This window comes from Parabacteroides sp. AF19-14 (assembly GCF_003635485.1).
GTDB lineage: Bacteria > Bacteroidota > Bacteroidia > Bacteroidales > Tannerellaceae > Parabacteroides > Parabacteroides distasonis.
In genome coordinates this window covers 665-18,239 of the sequence record NZ_QTMJ01000025.1, presented here as the reverse complement: position 1 = coordinate 18,239, position 17,575 = coordinate 665, and the positions used below count along the sequence as shown (strand labels likewise).

At 46.9% G+C, this 17,575-nt stretch carries 11 protein-coding genes; 7 read left to right on the top strand and 4 right to left on the bottom strand.

Annotated elements, in window-relative coordinates:
• Positions 1 to 59 precede the first annotated feature (59 nt).
• From DWX33_RS18975 to DWX33_RS18960, 4 genes are all read left to right on the top strand, one after another.
• Entirely contained in the window at positions 60 to 1,832 is a 1,773-nt protein-coding gene (locus DWX33_RS18975) for a DEAD/DEAH box helicase (protein WP_122380862.1), read from the top strand.
• A 120-nt stretch (positions 1,833 to 1,952) separates the two neighbouring features.
• Complete coding sequence (locus tag DWX33_RS18970; protein ID WP_122380861.1) at positions 1,953 to 2,993, top strand: S9 family peptidase; 1,041 nt, start codon at positions 1,953 to 1,955, stop codon at positions 2,991 to 2,993.
• 27 nt (positions 2,994 to 3,020) lie between these two features.
• Positions 3,021 to 4,631, top strand: a complete 1,611-nt coding sequence (locus DWX33_RS18965) for a dipeptidase (protein WP_005863888.1) — start codon at positions 3,021 to 3,023, stop codon at positions 4,629 to 4,631.
• Between the two features lie 30 nt (positions 4,632 to 4,661).
• A complete protein-coding gene (locus DWX33_RS18960; RefSeq protein WP_122380860.1) occupies positions 4,662 to 5,831 on the top strand; it encodes an aminopeptidase C in 1,170 nt (389 codons plus the stop codon).
• 139 nt (positions 5,832 to 5,970) lie between these two features.
• On the opposite strand, the gene DWX33_RS18955 is transcribed toward DWX33_RS18960, so the two are convergent.
• Positions 5,971 to 8,103, bottom strand: coding sequence for a S46 family peptidase (locus tag DWX33_RS18955; protein WP_370450843.1), 2,133 nt, complete (start codon positions 8,101 to 8,103; stop codon positions 5,971 to 5,973).
• A gap of 29 nt (positions 8,104 to 8,132) precedes the next feature.
• Positions 8,133 to 9,491 carry a TIGR00341 family protein gene (locus DWX33_RS18950; protein ID WP_005860553.1) on the bottom strand — a complete coding sequence of 453 codons (1,359 nt, stop codon included), beginning with the start codon at positions 9,489 to 9,491 and terminating at the stop codon, positions 8,133 to 8,135.
• A gap of 132 nt (positions 9,492 to 9,623) precedes the next feature.
• Here DWX33_RS18950 and DWX33_RS18945 point away from each other — a divergent pair, with 132 nt between their 5' ends.
• Complete coding sequence (locus DWX33_RS18945) at positions 9,624 to 11,711, top strand: sensor histidine kinase KdpD (protein ID WP_122380858.1); 2,088 nt, start codon at positions 9,624 to 9,626, stop codon at positions 11,709 to 11,711.
• Here DWX33_RS18945 and DWX33_RS18940 read toward each other — a convergent pair.
• Both DWX33_RS18940 and ruvB read right to left on the bottom strand, forming a co-directional pair.
• Entirely contained in the window at positions 11,708 to 13,204 is a 1,497-nt protein-coding gene (locus DWX33_RS18940; RefSeq protein WP_122379019.1) for a lipopolysaccharide biosynthesis protein, read from the bottom strand. The two genes, DWX33_RS18945 and DWX33_RS18940, sit on opposite strands and share 4 nt — an antisense overlap.
• Positions 13,205 to 13,215: 11 nt before the next feature.
• Positions 13,216 to 14,241 carry a Holliday junction branch migration DNA helicase RuvB gene (gene ruvB, locus DWX33_RS18935; protein WP_008778665.1) on the bottom strand — a complete coding sequence of 342 codons (1,026 nt, stop codon included), beginning with the start codon at positions 14,239 to 14,241 and terminating at the stop codon, positions 13,216 to 13,218.
• Between the two features lie 128 nt (positions 14,242 to 14,369).
• Here ruvB and DWX33_RS18930 point away from each other — a divergent pair, with 128 nt between their 5' ends.
• Positions 14,370 to 15,545, top strand: a complete 1,176-nt coding sequence (locus DWX33_RS18930; protein ID WP_057327048.1) for a 6-bladed beta-propeller — start codon at positions 14,370 to 14,372, stop codon at positions 15,543 to 15,545.
• Positions 15,546 to 15,827: 282 nt separating this feature from the next.
• A complete protein-coding gene (locus tag DWX33_RS18925) occupies positions 15,828 to 17,405 on the top strand; it encodes an ATP-binding protein (protein ID WP_122380857.1) in 1,578 nt (525 codons plus the stop codon).
• Positions 17,406 to 17,575: the final 170 nt, after the last annotated feature.

Sequence of the window (17,575 nt, the reverse complement as noted above, 5' to 3'; positions counted from 1 at the left end):
TTTTGAAAACATTTGAAGAATTAGGAGTTGCCGCACCGATATTAAAGGCAATTCAAGAGATGGGCTACGAATCGCCCATGCCGGTACAGGAAGAAGTGATTCCTTTCTTACTGGGAGAAGATAACGACGTAATCGCATTGGCACAAACAGGAACCGGCAAGACAGCCGCTTACGGCCTGCCGATCCTGCAAAAGATCAATGTCTCTCAATATCAGCCTCAAGCGCTTATCCTTTGTCCGACACGCGAGCTTTGCCTACAGATAGCGGACGATTTGAACGATTATTCTAAATACATCGATAACCTGAAGGTTCTCCCTGTATACGGAGGTTCCAGTATAGAGAGCCAGATCAAGACACTGAAGAGAGGCGTACACGTGGTAGTGGCTACCCCGGGACGTTTGATCGACTTGATGAACCGCAAGACGGTTGACTTAAGCAACGTAAAGAACGTCATCCTCGATGAGGCGGACGAGATGTTGAACATGGGTTTCACCGACAGTATCAACGAGATCTTGGCGGCTATACCGGAAAACCGAAATATGCTGCTCTTCTCCGCTACCATGCCGAAAGAGATCGCCTCTATCACCAAGAAATACATGAAGGATCCGAAAGAGATCGTCATTGGCAGGAAGAACGAGGGAAACAAGAATATCCGCGACATTTATTATATGGTTCGTGCGCAGGATAAATATCTCGCCTTGAAACGTCTAGCCGATTATTACCCGAACATCTACGGTATCATCTTCTGCCGTACCCGTAAGGAGACACAGGAGATCGCCGATAAATTGATTCAAGACGGTTATAACGCCGACTCCTTGCACGGCGAGCTGAGCCAAGCGCAACGTGACTACGTGATGCAGAAGTTCCGTATCAAGAATATCCAGTTATTGGTCGCTACGGACGTAGCCGCACGTGGTTTGGACGTGGATGACTTAACCCATGTAATCAATTACGGTCTGCCGGATGAGGTAGAATCTTATACCCACCGCCGCGGACGTACGGGCCGTGCGGGAAAAACGGGTATCGCTATCTCTATCTGCCACGTAAGGGAAAAAGGCAAGATTCGCGAGATCGAACGAATCATCAACAAGAAATTCGATAAAGGCGAGATGCCTACCGGTGAGCAAATCTGTGAGAAACAATTGTTCAACTTGGTGGACCAAATCGAGAAAGTGAAAGTGAACGAGGAGGAAATCGCCAGTTTGATGCCTTCTATCTACCGTAAATTGGAATGGCTGGATAAGGAAGATATCATCAAACGTGTCGTATCCTTGGAGTTCAACCGGATGATCGACTATTATAAAGATAACGATGATATCGAGGTTGTAGACGAGAACGCTCCCCGAGAGAGAGGTAAACGGGGTGGCAGAGGCGAAGCGGAAGAAGGTTACACCCGTTTCTTTATCAACTTCGGAAAGACAGACGAGCTTACGCCTCCTCAACTTATCGAGTTAGTCAACAAGTGCGTACCAGGCAAGGTTCGTATCGGTCGTATCGACTTACGTGATAATTTCTCATTCTTTGAGGTAGAAGAGGGAGAAGCCAACCGTGTCATGGACTCGATGAACGGCTTCGAGGTAGACGGACGACGTATCTCCGTAGAACCGGCGCAAGCGAAAGGCGAGGGAGGAAAAGGTGGACGTAGTCCTCGTGGAGGCAGTCGTGGAGGCAATGGCTTCCGAGACAGACGGGATAGCGGTAGAGGAGGCAGAGACAGCCGCCGGGAAAGTGACCGTGGAGACCGTGGCGGCAGACGTTCCAGCCGTAGTGACGACAAACCGAAGCGCAAATTCTATGAGGACACTCCTCGTAGCAGGAAGAAACGCAAGTAACATACAACTTATACATAATTTATCAAAGAAGCGTGGTTCGTTTATTACGGATCACGCTTCTTTTATTGTATATTTACAGCCGGAAAATCACAGTCAATCACAAATTCAAAGATAAGTCACATGAAGACACTGCTTAAACATCTTTCCTGCTTTTGCCTCTTCTTTATATTCGGAACAAACTATGCCATAGCGCAAAACTACCAACATGATTTCGACCAAGTCGTAAAGAAGGTGGACGACCTCCTGTGGTACGAGAAAGTGGGCGACATCGCCCATATCGACAAAGTCTACCTCTGCGGCCCCGCCCACTGGAAAGAAACGAATCCTACCGGGATGAGTGCCGGAAACGAACTGAAGTTCTGGACTTATATCTTCATCCCTAAAAGTGTGGATCCCGACAAGAAATATCCTTTGATCGTTCTCCCGCACAGTGGCGTACACGCGGATTTCAACACGTATTACGCCCATATCGTCCGGGAACTGATCGCCCAGGAATACATCGTGGTCTCCGCTGAATACCGGGGTAGCACGGGGTATGGCAAGGCTACTTACGATAATATCGATTACGGAGGATTGGAAAACGAGGATGTCTACGTTAGTCGTAATTATATGGTAGAGAATTTCGATATCGTAGATGCCAATCGTATCGGTATCATGGGATGGAGCCACGGGGGAATGATCACACTGATGAACCTCTTCACCTACCCCGGTAAATATAAATGCGGTTTCGCCGGAGTACCGGTAAGCGACGTGATCATGCGCATGGGATATTCCACCGATGATTATCGGAAAATCTTCTCCGACGAGGGCCATATCGGGAAGACTCCCCGGGAGGATATGGCGGAATACAAACGCCGCTCACCGGTCTGGCACGCGGAAAAACTACAAGATCCCCTGCTCATCCATACCAATACTAGCGATGATGACGTGAACGTAGTGGAAGTAGAGCATATGATACGTGCTCTCAAGGCCGAAGGAAAGAAGTTCGACTACAAAATATTCGACCGTGCTCCCGGTGCCCATAGCTTCGACCGGACCGACACGAAACAAGCTTCCGAGATACGACTCGGCATCTACCAGTTCCTCGCCAAGCATCTAAAACCCAATAAGCCATTCAAATCCGTAAAAGACGTACGAAAAGCTGCCTACAAATTTAATTGATACAAACATCTAAATAACACAAGAAATATGAAGAAACTTTTTACCTATGTTCTTATGCTTTGCGCCAGCCTATCTGTTTCGGTGGCGCAACAAATCCAGTATCCGGAGCCGATCTTGAACCCGGAGAGTTGTACGAGTATCATGGTCGGCAAAAAAGCCTCGGCGGATGGCTCCGTGATGACTAGCCACACCTGCGATAGCAATTACCGCACTTGGATGGATATCGTACCTTCCGCCTCGTACGATCACGATACGACAACCACGGTCTATACCGGACGTATGCATACCGAATATGCCGAGGGAACCCGGGGGATGATCGCGAAAGGAACACTGCCCGAAGCGCGGTCTACGTATCAATTCCTCAACACGGCCTATCCTTGCCTGAACGAGAAGCAACTAGGCATCGGGGAAACAACAATCACCGGCCGGAAAGCCCTTGTCAACAAGAAAGGAATGTTCATGATCGAGGAACTTCAGCGAATCGTCTTACAACGTTGCACGACCGCCCGTGATGCCATCCGTGTGATGGGCGAGTTGATCGAGAAATACGGATATGGCGACTGGGGCGAGTGCCTTACGATAGCGGATCCAAAAGAGGTATGGCATTTCGAGGTCTTCGGCGAGGGTCCGGATAAGATCGGTGGCGTATGGGCGGCGATCCGTATCCCCGACGATCATGTAGGCGTATCGGCGAATATCCCGCGTATCTCTAAGGTCGATCCGAAAGATACGGACAATTGCATGGCTTCCGCCAACGTATTCGAGGTAGCCAAGCGCATGGGCTTCTGGGACGGAAAGAAACCGTTCCGCTTCTGGGAAGCATATGGAGGCGGAAATTATTCCGGTGAGATGAAATCCTTCAGTATCCGTGAGTTCTTTATATTGAATAAATTAGCGCCTTCCTTACGTTTATCGTATGACGCGGAAGAACTTCCCATCAGCGTAAAGCCGGACCGGCAAGTATCCGTAACGGATGTGATGGCTCTCCTCTCCGAAACGTACGAGGGTACGGAATACGATATGACCCAGAACTTGAAAGTAGCCGTAAAGAAAAAAGATAGTAACGAGACCGATACGGTTATCAGTCCGGTAGCCAATCCTTGGATGACTCGGGATATGGTGAACATGTTGAATGGGTTAAAACCGGACGCCGTAAAAAGCTACCGTTTGGTTGCCGTACCACAATGCTCCTACTCTACCGTGATCCAGTTACGTGACTGGTTACCCAATGCGGTAGGCGGCGTGGTTTGGATGGCCTATGATAATCCCGGACAAAGCCCCCGCATCCCCATCTTCTGTGGGACGAAAGATCTCCCGGCTTGCTTCAAGGTTTGCGGACAGCACCGTTACCGGGAAGATGCCGCCGTATGGGCTTTCCGTCGTGCCAATAAACTCGCTACCGTACGTTGGGGAGCGACTAAAGATCGTATGAAAGCATCTATCGCCCATTTTACGGAGAAAGGGCAGACAGAACTTCCTTTCGTAGAGAGCCGTTACAAAGAGATTCTTACCCAACAAGGTGAGGAGGCCGCAAAAGAATACCTAACCGGATATACCGCCGATTTCGCCGGAGCCACGATGCTACGCTGGAGAGAAATGGGAGACTCATTCTGGACCCAATTCGAAAGAGGCTTCTAATCAATTAAATTATAAAATATAGATACTACAATGAGAACATTCATTCTATCATGCGCCTTAGCGCTAGGTGCTTTGAGCACATTCGCTCAAGGCTACCAATTTACGGATGTAGTAAAGGTACCCGCCACGCCAGTCAAGAATCAAGCATCCACGGGAACCTGCTGGTGCTTCGCCACGACCTCTTTCATGGAGTCGGAATTACTCCGTATGGGAAAAGGGACGTACGATCTCTCTGAGATGTTTATCGTCCGCCAGAAATACATGAACCAGTTGCAGGATAATTATGTCCGCCAAGGCAGAGGTAATATCGGTCAAGGAAGTCTTTCCCACACCTTCATGAACGCTTTCAACCAAGTAGGTATCGTTCCGGAAGAGGTGTACTCGGGTATCAACTACGATTCCGACCGGCACAATCATGCCGAGATGGTAAAATACATCAAGGCGATCGCAACGACAGCCGTGGACATGAAGAAACGTAGCCCGGAATATTACAAACTAATCGATAACCTATTCGATACCTACCTAGGCAAGCTTCCGGAGAAATTCACTTATCAAGGCAAGGAATATACCCCGAAGACATTCGCCGCCTCCCTAGGGTTGAATATGGACGATTATATCGAGCTGACAAGCTTCACGCATCATCCGTATTACCAGAAATTCGAGGTAGAGGTTCCCGATAACTGGGAACATGCGCAAATGTATAACCTCCCGTTGGATGAGATGATGCAAGTCGCGGATTATGCTTTAAATAATGGTTACACGGTATGTTGGGATGGCGACGTGAGCGAGAAAGGCTTCTCTTTCAAGAATGGCGTGGCGATCAACCCGGAGGTAAAGAAGGTGGAAGATTACTCGACTACCGACCGTGCTCGCTTTGAGAAAATGGACGAGAAGGAACGTCTAGAGGAAGTCTACAAATTCGAGAAACCTTTCCCGGAAGTAAACGTCACCCCGCAGGTCCGTCAAGAAGGCTTCGAGGCGTTCGTCACGACCGATGACCATTTGATGCACCTTACCGGCATCGCCAAGGATCAGAACGGAACGAAATATTATATCACGAAGAACTCTTGGGGAACCGAGCGTAATACTTTCGGCGGATACTTGAACATGTCCGATAGTTTTGTCCGTGCCAAGACGATCTATATCATGGTACATAAGGATGCGATACCAAAGGCAATCAAGTCTAAATTAGGCATTTAGAACTTCCCTATCGTATAGGATATTACAATGCCCATCGTAAGGTTGTTAGAATAGGCATTCAAAGCACCTTACAATGGGCATTATTAGCTCCTTAGAATGGGCATCCGCGGAAATCATGGATGCCCATCTCTTTTTTCTCTCATCGAACGAGCCTCAACTCTTCAATCAACCTTGGGCATTTACCCCATTTATCGATCATGAAAAGGACATAGCGGATATCTACGCCGATGCAACGTTGCAAATCCGGTTCAAAAGCGATATCACCACTCATCGCCTCCCAGTTACCGTCGAAAGCAAGTCCGATCAAACGGGCGTTTTTATCGAATACCGGGCTACCGGAATTACCACCAGTGATATCATTGTTCGAGAGGAAGCACAGCTGCAATTCCCCTTTTTCATTCGCGTAAGGTCCGAAATCACGGCTACGAACCAGATCCAGTATCTCCGGTTGTACCCAGAACTCATCGCTCGTCGGGTCCTCTTTCTCTAGGATACCTTTATCCGTTGAGTAATAATTGTACCATGCGGCATCATAAGGACGATACCCTCCGATAGAACCATAGCTTAAACGCATCGTGAAATTAGCGTCGGAAGACAAAGCTTTCTCCGGATACATCTCCTTCAAGCCCGCGAAATACAACCGTTCTCCCTTAGCGATATCATACTCCGCATCGCCCATCAACTGCTGTAACTGGAAGATAGACACCAATACGGACAAGCTCAGTTCCGCCGCCGGATCTTTTCTCAATTTCTCATATTGCTTCGGATTTCTCAACATCTCGGCGATCTTGTCGTACGACAATAAGGAAGTCTTCTTAAATACATCCGCCGCATATTTCTCATAATTTCCTTTATACTTCTTATCAACGCTCGTATAAATATCCGGCAAGAACTCCGGAGATACACGTTCTTTCGCGATCTTCATCATCGCGGCCAGTACCTTCTGATCCAAAGACGGCTCGTAATCCTTGAAGAACGGTTGGATACGATCCTCTAAAAAGACAGTAATCTCTTCCGGGGTAGCTCCTTCAATATCCACCGATTGCACCATACGGGCCAAACGAATAATCTCCGCTCCACTAGAAAACGCCTCATTCAAATAGGTCAAAGCCTCTCTATATTTATTGGTCGAGGTATATCCTTTTTCCAGCAAATTCAAGACCTCGCCATATTTAGCGCCCCGGGCCTGATCTTTCGCTACCCAATCAGCGAAGGCCGTCTCCTCCGCACGTTTACGTTCGATCACGTTTAGATTCGCCAATCCTTTATTCATACCGATCGAGTTCTTCCAATAATTGGAACTTCCCGCATATTTGGAGGCATATTTGATACGTACGGCGTCGCTAGCCGACATAGCCTCTTTCCAGATGCCCTGCTTGATGCCACGCACCTCGATACGGGGCTTATTACTATTCTCGATACGCTGTTGCACGCCCCAAGAACACAAATAACGATCCGTGCTTCCCGGAAAACCGATTGTCATGGCATAATCCTTATCTTGATAACCTTGCATAGACACCTCAGCTACATATCTCGGGGTATAAGGCTTATTATCCGCGTTGTATTCCGCCGGTTTATTATCCGCGTTGGCGTACACACGGAACACGGAAAAATCACCGGTATGGCGGGGCCACATCCAGTTGTCCGTATCCCCACCGAACTTACCGATAGAGCTAGGCGGAGCGAAAACCATACGCACGTCACGAAATACGTCATATACGACCAAGAAATACTTGTTATTGTTATAGAAAGGAACCACGTCGGCTGCCTGGAACTCACTATTACCCACAGAGTCACAAATCACACGACCGATAGAATCGGCGGCGGATAAACGCTGGAACTCGTCCTCTATACCGGCGATCTGGCTGTTAATACGATCGCTGACGTCTACCGTCTCTTTCAGATAACGTACCGACAAACCCGGGACCGGCAACTCCTCTTGCTTGCTTTGGGATACAAAACCATCCTTCAAATAATCATGTTCCACGCTGCTCAATTGCTGGATAGAACCGAAACCACAATGGTGGTTCGTAAAGATCAAGCCCTCGTCCGAAACCGTAATACCCGTGCATCCGCCACCGAAGATTACCACGGCGTTCGCCACGCAAGGATCCGTCTCACTATACAACTGATCATAGGATGGGGTAAAACCCAACTCGGCCATTCTCGCCAAATTCTGCTTATTTAATTCCTTCAGCACCCACATGCCCTCATCGGCATATAACTGGCCGGAAGCGGCTAAAAGCAACAAAGCCGCCCACACTCTTTTCATCAACTTCATTCTTCTCTTATTAGTCTAAATTATTCGATTAGTAACTTAATGTTTTTTACCTCGACACGGGCCGACAACCATTCTGTAATCTTTTTACGCTCAACCTCTTTCACCTTCGTCTTACTCTTCAGATAAACCAGCATGACCGTATCCGGTTTCGCCGTCTCCGTATTCACGATATAGGTATGCGAGCAAGAAGCCTCTACCACAAAGGGGAACAACACTTTCATTTCCGGGATCAACTCGGATGTCAGACGCCCATAACTCTGATATTTGTCAACCTGCCGTTTTAAAGAATCGATCTGGATGGTTTGCACACGCAGCACCTCTTCGCTATTCTTATACAAATCCTGCATCAACAGGCTCTTCAGCTCGTTGATATCCGTCGCTTCCTGGCCAAAGCCCTGCTGTACGATCAAATGGACATTTTTCAATCCGTATTTTGGCATCTTGGCTTTTGCGTTCGCGATCATCTCGTCTGGTACGGTTTGTCCGATCAACACCACTTTTACCTCTTTCTTCTCGCTTGTATCCGTAATCACCTTACTCAATATTTGCGTATTCGGGAAACTCAGTTCTTCGGTGACAAACGTTCGTACCCTCTCATTAAAATAACTGCTACGGATTAAGTTATAACTCAAGAAAAGACTGGGTACGATCGTAAAGAATACGATAATACCGACATAGCGGGTCACGATCTTTTCCCGTTGTTTATCCAAGAATACTTTCTTCGGATACTTCAATAAACGTACCACCACATAAGTAGCCAAGCTAATAAATACCGTATTGATAAAATACAGATAGAAAGCGCCGAAAAAGTAATATAAATTACCACTCGCCAAACCGAATCCAGCCGTACAAAGCGGAGGCATCAACGCCGTGGCGATAGCCACACCCGGGATCACGTTTCCCTTGCTTTTCGTAGAGCTAGCGACAATTCCCGCCAGACCGCCAAAGAAAGCGATCAACACGTCGTATACCGTGGGCTGCGTACGGGCAAGCAACTCGCTTTGGGCCTCACTGATCGGTGATATAAGAAAATACAAGGTAGACGTTATTACGCTGAAGACCGTAGCCGTGGCAAAATTACGGAACGATCGCTTGATCAAGTCGAAATCGGAGATACCCAATCCCAAGCCGAATCCCATGATCGGTCCCATCAGCGGCGAGATCAACATCGCGCCAATAATCACGGCCGTAGAGTTGGTATTTAACCCAAGAGAAGCGACAAACGTAGCGAAAATAAGTACCCATAAGTTCGTCCCCTTAAACTCTATCCCCTTTTTAATGGATTCTATCGTCTCCAGCTCATCTTCCTTTTCCTGCCGGACATCAAAATTACGGACGAAAAAATCCATAATCTGTTTATGTAGCAATCCTTTTTCCATGCGGTATTAATCTTGTCCCATATTTATGCAAAGATATTCCAATTGTTTGTTTTTCTAACTATTTAATAGCTTTTTTATGGTGAGATTACGTATATTTGCATTTACAATACAACAACAAGAGATCCTATTTGTATGAAACGATATCTAATGCTTTTATGCTTATTGTTTACGTCCTTTGTCGTTTCATCTCAAACGACAACGCCAGACTCGCTTAAAAGCGCCTTGCAAAAAGCAACCTCCGAACGCTCTAGACTGGAAATCCTTACCAATTTAATGGATATCTCACGAAACGATGACATATTAGTAAACGCTAAACAACTCTATCAGGAGGCCTTAAAAGCGAATGACAATTACTATAAGGAAGCGGCGTTGACCGAGATTCTCCGATGTTATATCAACACGGACCAAACCGATAGCGCTAATACCTACATCGCCAAGGCCGAGCAGGAGCTAAAAGGAGAAGCCAGAGCCAGCCTCGTGTCGTTCATGAAAATGATCCAAGATACGCGCGTCATATTCTACACATCCGGTGAACCGAGAAAGAAAGTCCTCATGAATTGCCTATTCAAGCTGGAAGAACCTGATAAATTATCTCCCTACGAGAAAATAGCCTGCAATTATATACTTGGTATGGCTGTCAGCAACAGCATTATGGAAGAAAATATGCTTAAGGAGGACTTTAAGCAAGGAAGAGAATATTTCGACAATGTTCTGGCCGAGGCGGAAAAACTGCCCCTACGATATGCGTACAATTTCTTGCCTAACACCTATTTCATGCTATGCGCTTATGCGAGTAACCCTCAAGAACGAGGACAATATGCTACCCGTTACCTAAATACGATCTTAGGTTACTCTAACATCCCGGAGATGAGGAAACGTCCTTACGCAGTCAACAAACGTCAATTATTAAGCGCTTATTCAAACCTTGCCATTAGCGCCGAGGCTATTGGAAAGGATTTGGCGACCTCTTATTACCGTAAGTTCATGAATCTGCTGAAGGCTTATCCGGAATCAGCTAGCGCCGCCCCGGAGTATGAGCTCTACTACACCTCATCGAATTATTACCTAGGTATTAAGGACTATAAGAAATTCATTGAGTTCAGTGACTCTTTGATCAATTTCTCCAAACAGATACCGCTTTACAAGGAACATGTAATCGCCTATGTGTCCGCGAAAGCTGCCGCTTACGACAGCCTCCGGATGTACAAGGAAGCCTATGAGACATCCAAGGAATACGCTGTATTGCTAGACACCTTACGTATGCAAGAACTCAGGAAGAAAATGGAAAATCTGGAGATCGAGAAAGGGGCGAACGAGTTGGTGATCGAAAAGAGATCATTGGAATTGGAATTACAGAAAAGCAAGAAAGAGAATTACCTGTATATATCCTTATTGCTTCTAGCTTTATGCGCCGTGTTCTATATCTTTTTCCGGCTAGGCAAAATGAGATCCCTCTATCGGGCATTGCAGAAGTCTAACGAGCTGGTCTTGATAGCGAACCAGAAAGCACAAGAAAGCGAGGAGATGAAGACCGCCTTCATCCGGAATATGTCGCATGAGATACGGACTCCCTTAAACGCAATCAACGGTTTCTCGGAACTCATCACCAACGACGATATCTCCATGGACGAGAAACAGGCTTTCAGCCGTATTATCTATGAAAACTGTTACCACTTGACTTCCATGCTGAACAATCTCCTTGAGATCGCCCAGCTCGATAGCGGCAATGATTCCCTTCCTCTTGTTCCCACACGTATCCATGAGCTTTGTTTACATGAGATGCAACAGGTAAAGAAATATCAAGAGAAGCCGGAGATCAACTATGTGGTGGAAGGCGATAAGGAGAATGATATGATCTTGACCAACCGTGCTTATTTCAGTTTGATCATCTCGCATCTGCTGGCTAACGCGAATAAATTCACGGAGAAAGGAAGCATCACGCTTTCATACCATCTGGATAGCGGAGCCAATTTAGTGACCTTGTCGGTAACAGATACGGGTTGCGGCATCCCTCAAGACAAACAGGAATGGATATTCGAGCGTTTCACGAAGACCAATGATTTCATTCCCGGCTCTGGCCTGGGGCTTTACCTATGTCGCTTGATCGTTAACTGGCTAAACGGTAAGATAAAGACAGATCCGTCTTATACGAAAGGCTCACGCTTCGTTATCACAATGCCAATCGCCACGCCGTCCAAGCCCTCCGAACCTACCGATTAACGGAAGAAACGTCCTACGTACGGGAGTTCTCGTAAAGGTAAATCCCTTTTAACCATAAATGCGATGAATACGCCTAATAAGATCGTGCGGTATCCCAACCGGAGCCATTCAGACTGTATCGGCAGTGCCATGCCTGCCACGTATAACACCGTCGCCACTCCGAAATAAAGAAATGCGGATTTCAAGTCGTACTCGATCGGGAATTTCTTTTGTCCTACAAAATAGGATAAAAGCATCATCAATAAATTACAAAAGAACGATGCCCACGCACAAGCCATATAACCGTACGAGGGACCGAACAGCAAGATAATAGAGACCGTGGCCACACATCCGATCGTGGAGAAATAGGCGCCCCATCGTGTCTGGTCGATCAGCTTATACCATAAGGAGAGGTTGAAATAAATACCGAAGAACAACTCGCCCAGCATCACGATCGGCACCACCCGTAATCCGGGATAATAGGCCGGCCCGACAAAGTACTTCAAGATATCGATATAGAACATTACCCCGAGGAAGATAAACAAGGCGAATATGATGAAATATTTCATCGCTTCCGAGTAGGCTTTCTTATTATCATCGCTCTTGTTTTTAGCGAAAATAAACGGCTCATAGGCATACCGGAAAGCCTGCGTGAACATCACCATCACCACGGCGATCTTGAAGCATGCGCCGTATATACCCAATTGCTCGTTCGCGTACTCCTTATCATCAAACAAGAATGGAAACAGGATCTTATCTGCCGTCTGGTTAAAGATACCGGCAATACCTAGAATGAGGATCGGGAAGGAATAACGCAAGATTTGTTTCAATACCGTTCCGTCTACTTTCGCCCGTATGCCCGGCAAGATATCCGGGATCAAAAGCAATAAGGTTATCAGTGTCGTAAACACGTTCGCCACGAATACATAGCCTACCCCATAATCCGGACGATAGAACCAGCTTATCGCCTCCGGATAGTGCGTATGCAACCACGGACAAGTGATCAAGAAGAATATATTCAAGATAATATTCAAGAAAATACTCAGCAACTTAATCCCGGCGAAACGCCATGCTTTTCCCTTATACCGAAGATAAGCGAACGGAATGCAACAAAAAGCGTCTACCGCCACGATACCCGCCATCATCCCGATATACTCCGGATGGTCACCATATCCCAAGCCGGCACTAATAGATGGAAACAAGGCGAAAACCGCTACGCTAAACAGCGCCGAACTTCCCAGCAGGCAATACAGCACGGAAGCGTACACCCGCATCGGCTCTTGCTCCTCTTTCTTATTGATGAAACGGAAGAACCCCGTCTCCATGCCATACGTAAGCAAGACCAGCAACAGGGCTGTCCAACCATATAAATTCGTCACGATCCCATAATCCCCTGTTCCGGCCAACACACGTGTGTACATCGGCACCAACATCCAATTCAGGAAACGCCCCACTATACTACTCAATCCATAAACGGCTGTCTCTTTAGCGAGCCGCTTCATTCCTCCTGCCATATCGTATCTGTCTAATCAAATAAAGAACCTTGTTCCCCCACCCGGCTACGTCCCAGATGGGTATAAGCTAAATCGGTGACCTCACGGCCACGGGGCGTGCGTTTGATAAAGCCCTCTTTGATCAAGAAAGGCTCGTACACTTCTTCTAGCGTTCCGGGGTCCTCGCCCAAAGCCGTGGCGATTGTCGTTAATCCGACCGGGCCTCCCTGGAATTTATCAATGATCGTCGTCAGCAACTTATTATCGATCTGATCCAAGCCATACCGATCTATATTCAACGCCTCCAAAGAGAAGCAAGCGATCGCCTTATCGATATCTCCGTTCCCCTTCACTTGAGCGAAATCACGCACACGGCGCAATAAAGCGTTGGCGATACGAGGCGTACCCCGGCTACGGGAAGCGATCTCTCTAGCGGCGTTCAACTCACATTTTACATTCAAGATATTAGCACTACGGAGCACGATCTTCGTCAGCGTCTCCATATCATAATACTCCAAGTGCATATTGATGCCGAAACGGGCACGCAGCGGACTAGTCAGCAAGCCGCTACGGGTCGTAGCGCCAATCAATGTAAACGGAGCCAAATCGATCTGTATCGAGCGAGCGCTTGGTCCTTTATCGATCACGATATCGATCCGGTAATCCTCCATAGCGGAATACAGGTATTCCTCCACGATCGGGCTCAACCGGTGAATCTCATCGATAAAAAGCACGTCGTTCTTCTCCAGCGAGGTCAATACCCCGGCCAGATCTCCCGGCTTATCCAGCACCGGCCCCGACGTGACCTTGAAACCAACCCCCAACTCGTTCGCTATAATATTCGACAACGTTGTCTTTCCCAACCCGGGAGGTCCATGCAAAAGCACATGATCCAGCGCCTCCTTACGCATGCGGGCAGCCATGACGAACACCTTCAGGTTCTCCACCACCTTCGCCTGCCCGCTGAAGTCACGGAGCGAAAGCGGCCGAAGCACGTTCTCGTACTCTCGTTCGTTTTCCGGCATCCGGGCATCCCTTATATCAAAATCATCTTCCATATTCACGTTCATTGACTTGCAAAGATAATGTTAAACAACACATTCACGAAAATAGATGTATAAAATATTTTTCTAACAGTGAGAAAAGCATATGTTTGCTAAAGGGACACCTTTAAAAACATACTACCATGAAACTTATACTCACAATCTCTGCGATGATCCTGTTCCTGATAACGGGATGCGAAAGTGGTAAGCAACCGGCTAACGACTTTTTAACCGTGGATATCACGGCAAATTATCCGAAGAAGGAACTGATTCTTCAAGACTTTTTGGATGTGGAATACATCCCATTAGAAACGAATGAGGAATTCATAACCTCAGCCAGCATGCAAGCCATCGGCAAAAATCTCATAATCCTTAGAAACAAGAACGGACAAGACGGAGATATATTTATCTTCGACCGGACCGGAAAAGGCCAGAGAAAAATCAACCGCAGCGGCCAAGGTAGCCAAGAATACACGAATATCGGGTCTATTGCCCTCGATGAGGAGAAAGGTGAGCTGTTTATCAACAACTACTATTCGAGCCAGTTTATCGTATACGACCTGTCCGGAAACTTTAAGCGAACTTTAAAGTACGATAAAGATTTTAATTTCAATAGCGGGAAGATATACAATTTCGATCAAGACAACTTAATCTGCTACGATGAGATTGGCAATTATAAAAATCTGAGAAAAAGCGCATTTTGGCTCCTGTCCAAACAAGACGGGAGCATTGTCAAGGAAATCGAACTCCCTTATGAGCATAAGATATCACCGTTTTTATCAAAAGGAATTTGGTCCGCAGGACCTCGTAATACCGAATTAATTTCCCAAAATGGAAGTTGGGTCTTAATAGAGCCATCTACAGATACGATTTATAGTTATTCCCAAGATCACTCTATCAAACCCTTTATCGTAAGGACTCCACCTATCCGCTCTATGGCCCCGGAAGTATTTCTTTATCCAAGTATTCTTACCGACCGGTATTATTTCATGCAAACAACAAAGAAACAATGGGATTTTGAGAAAGAAACCGGATTCCCCAGAACCGACTTGGTATATGATAAACAAGAGGACGCTATCTTTGAGTGTGTCGTATATAATAACGATTTCGTAGATCAGACACCCGTTGATATGTGGTACGAACACGGAATACTAAAGATCATCAATAACGATGGGATCGCTTTCATAAAGAAACTAGAAGCCAATGAGTTGGTGGAAGACTACGAGAAAGGTAAGCTGAAAGGCCGCTTGAATGAGATCGCAGCGGGATTGAATGAGGAATCCAACCCCGTGATTATGGTGGCTAAGTATAAGGAATAAAAACTTCTTACTTATTGTCTGTTTTTCCAGACTTGTTTTTTATTCGTACATGTTTTTCGGAAAACACGTACGTGAATTCCCAAAAACACGTACGTGAATCCGTGAAAACATGTACGTGTTTTTACGGAAATTCGACAAGCATATTTATCCATCTTACTGTCAGCAAGTTATAAATCTACTTCATAGTAAGATATTATTGTTGAAAATTTACTTCTAAAGATACGGTTCCTCTCCTATATTTTATGTAACTTTGCTTATAAGTCGCATAAAATATAGGACGATATGAACCAGACAATTTATCCCATCGGCATACAGAACTTCGAGAGCCTTCGCAAAGATGGTTATCTCTATATTGATAAGACCGCCCTAATCTACCAATTAGTAACAACCGGACGATATTATTTCCTCAGCCGCCCCCGACGCTTCGGGAAAAGCTTGCTGCTGTCCACGCTGGAGGCCTATTTCCAAGGAAAGAAGGAGCTGTTCGAGGGACTGGCAATGGAGAAATTGGAAAAAGACTGGATAAGATACCCCATCTTACATTTGGATTTAAATGCGGAGAGATATTCTGACCCTGGGGCATTAGAGAGTATATTACGACGTTATCTGAACCTTTGGGAAGACCTGTGGGGGAAAGACGAGAGAGAGATAACACCATCCGATCGTTTCACCGGCGTGATACGCCGTGCCTATGAGAGAACAGGACGGAGAGTGGTCATACTGGTAGACGAGTATGACAAGCCTTTGCTACAGGCGATCGGGAATCTGGAGTTACAGGAGGCCTACCGCTCTATACTGAAAGCGTTTTACGGCGTTCTGAAGAGCATGGACGGATATATCCGCCTAGCGTTCCTGACCGGCGTGACCAAGTTCGGCAAGGTAAGCGTATTCAGCGACCTCAACAACCTCATGGACCTGTCGATGGATAATCGGTACGTCGAGATATGCGGCATCACAGAGAAAGAGATACATGCCTATCTGGATGACGAAGTGAAGGAACTGGCTGATACCCAAATGATGACCTACGAGGAAACCTGCCTAAAACTCAAGCAACGCTATGACGGATACCATTTCACCGCCAAGTCCGAGGGTATATATAATCCATTCAGCCTATTGAATACCTTCGCTAAGATGGAATTCGGAGACTACTGGTTCGAGACCGGAACACCCTCCTACCTCGTGGAGCTGCTCAAGCACACCCATTACGACCTCTACGAGATGGCCAACACGGAGACCGACGCCGATGTGCTGAACAGCATCGACTCCGCCTCGAACAATCCCATACCCGTCATCTACCAAAGCGGGTATCTGACCATCAAGGGCTATGATCCTGAGTTTGGCATTTATCGACTGAGTTTCCCGAACAAGGAGGTGGAAGAAGGTTTCGTCAAATACCTACTTCCTTTCTATACGAGCATACAAGCCTCTAAGACCCCCTTCGAGATCGGACAGTTCGTTCGGGAGATACGGTCTGGCAATTACGACGCCTTCTTCCACCGCCTCCAAAGCTTCTTCGCCGACACACCCTACGAGGTGATCGCCGGGCAAAAGCCGGAACGAGACACGGAGCTGCATTACCGGAACGTCCTCTTCATCGTCTTCAAGCTGGTCGGCCTGTACACGCAAGTGGAGTACCATACCTCGAACGGGCGTATAGACCTCGTCTTGCAAACCGATCGCTATGTATATATCATGGAGTTCAAGCTCAACGGAACCGCCGAGGAGGCCCTGCGGCAGATCGAGGAGAAAGGCTACGCCCTACCCTTCGCCGGAGACGACCGGGAGGTCTTCAAGATCGGCGTGAACTTCTCTGCCGAGACCCGCAATATCGAGAAGTGGCTGGTTGAGCCCACGCGATAGCTGTGGAAAGGCAAAACGCTCACGGCACGCGCCATCCACTGATCGTACCGTACAGAAAAAAGCGCCGTTACTTGCCCTTTTGGGAGAAAGAGTTACCTTTGTATATAAGTCACATAAATACACAAAGCCATGAACCAGACAATTTATCCCATCGGCATACAGAACTTCGA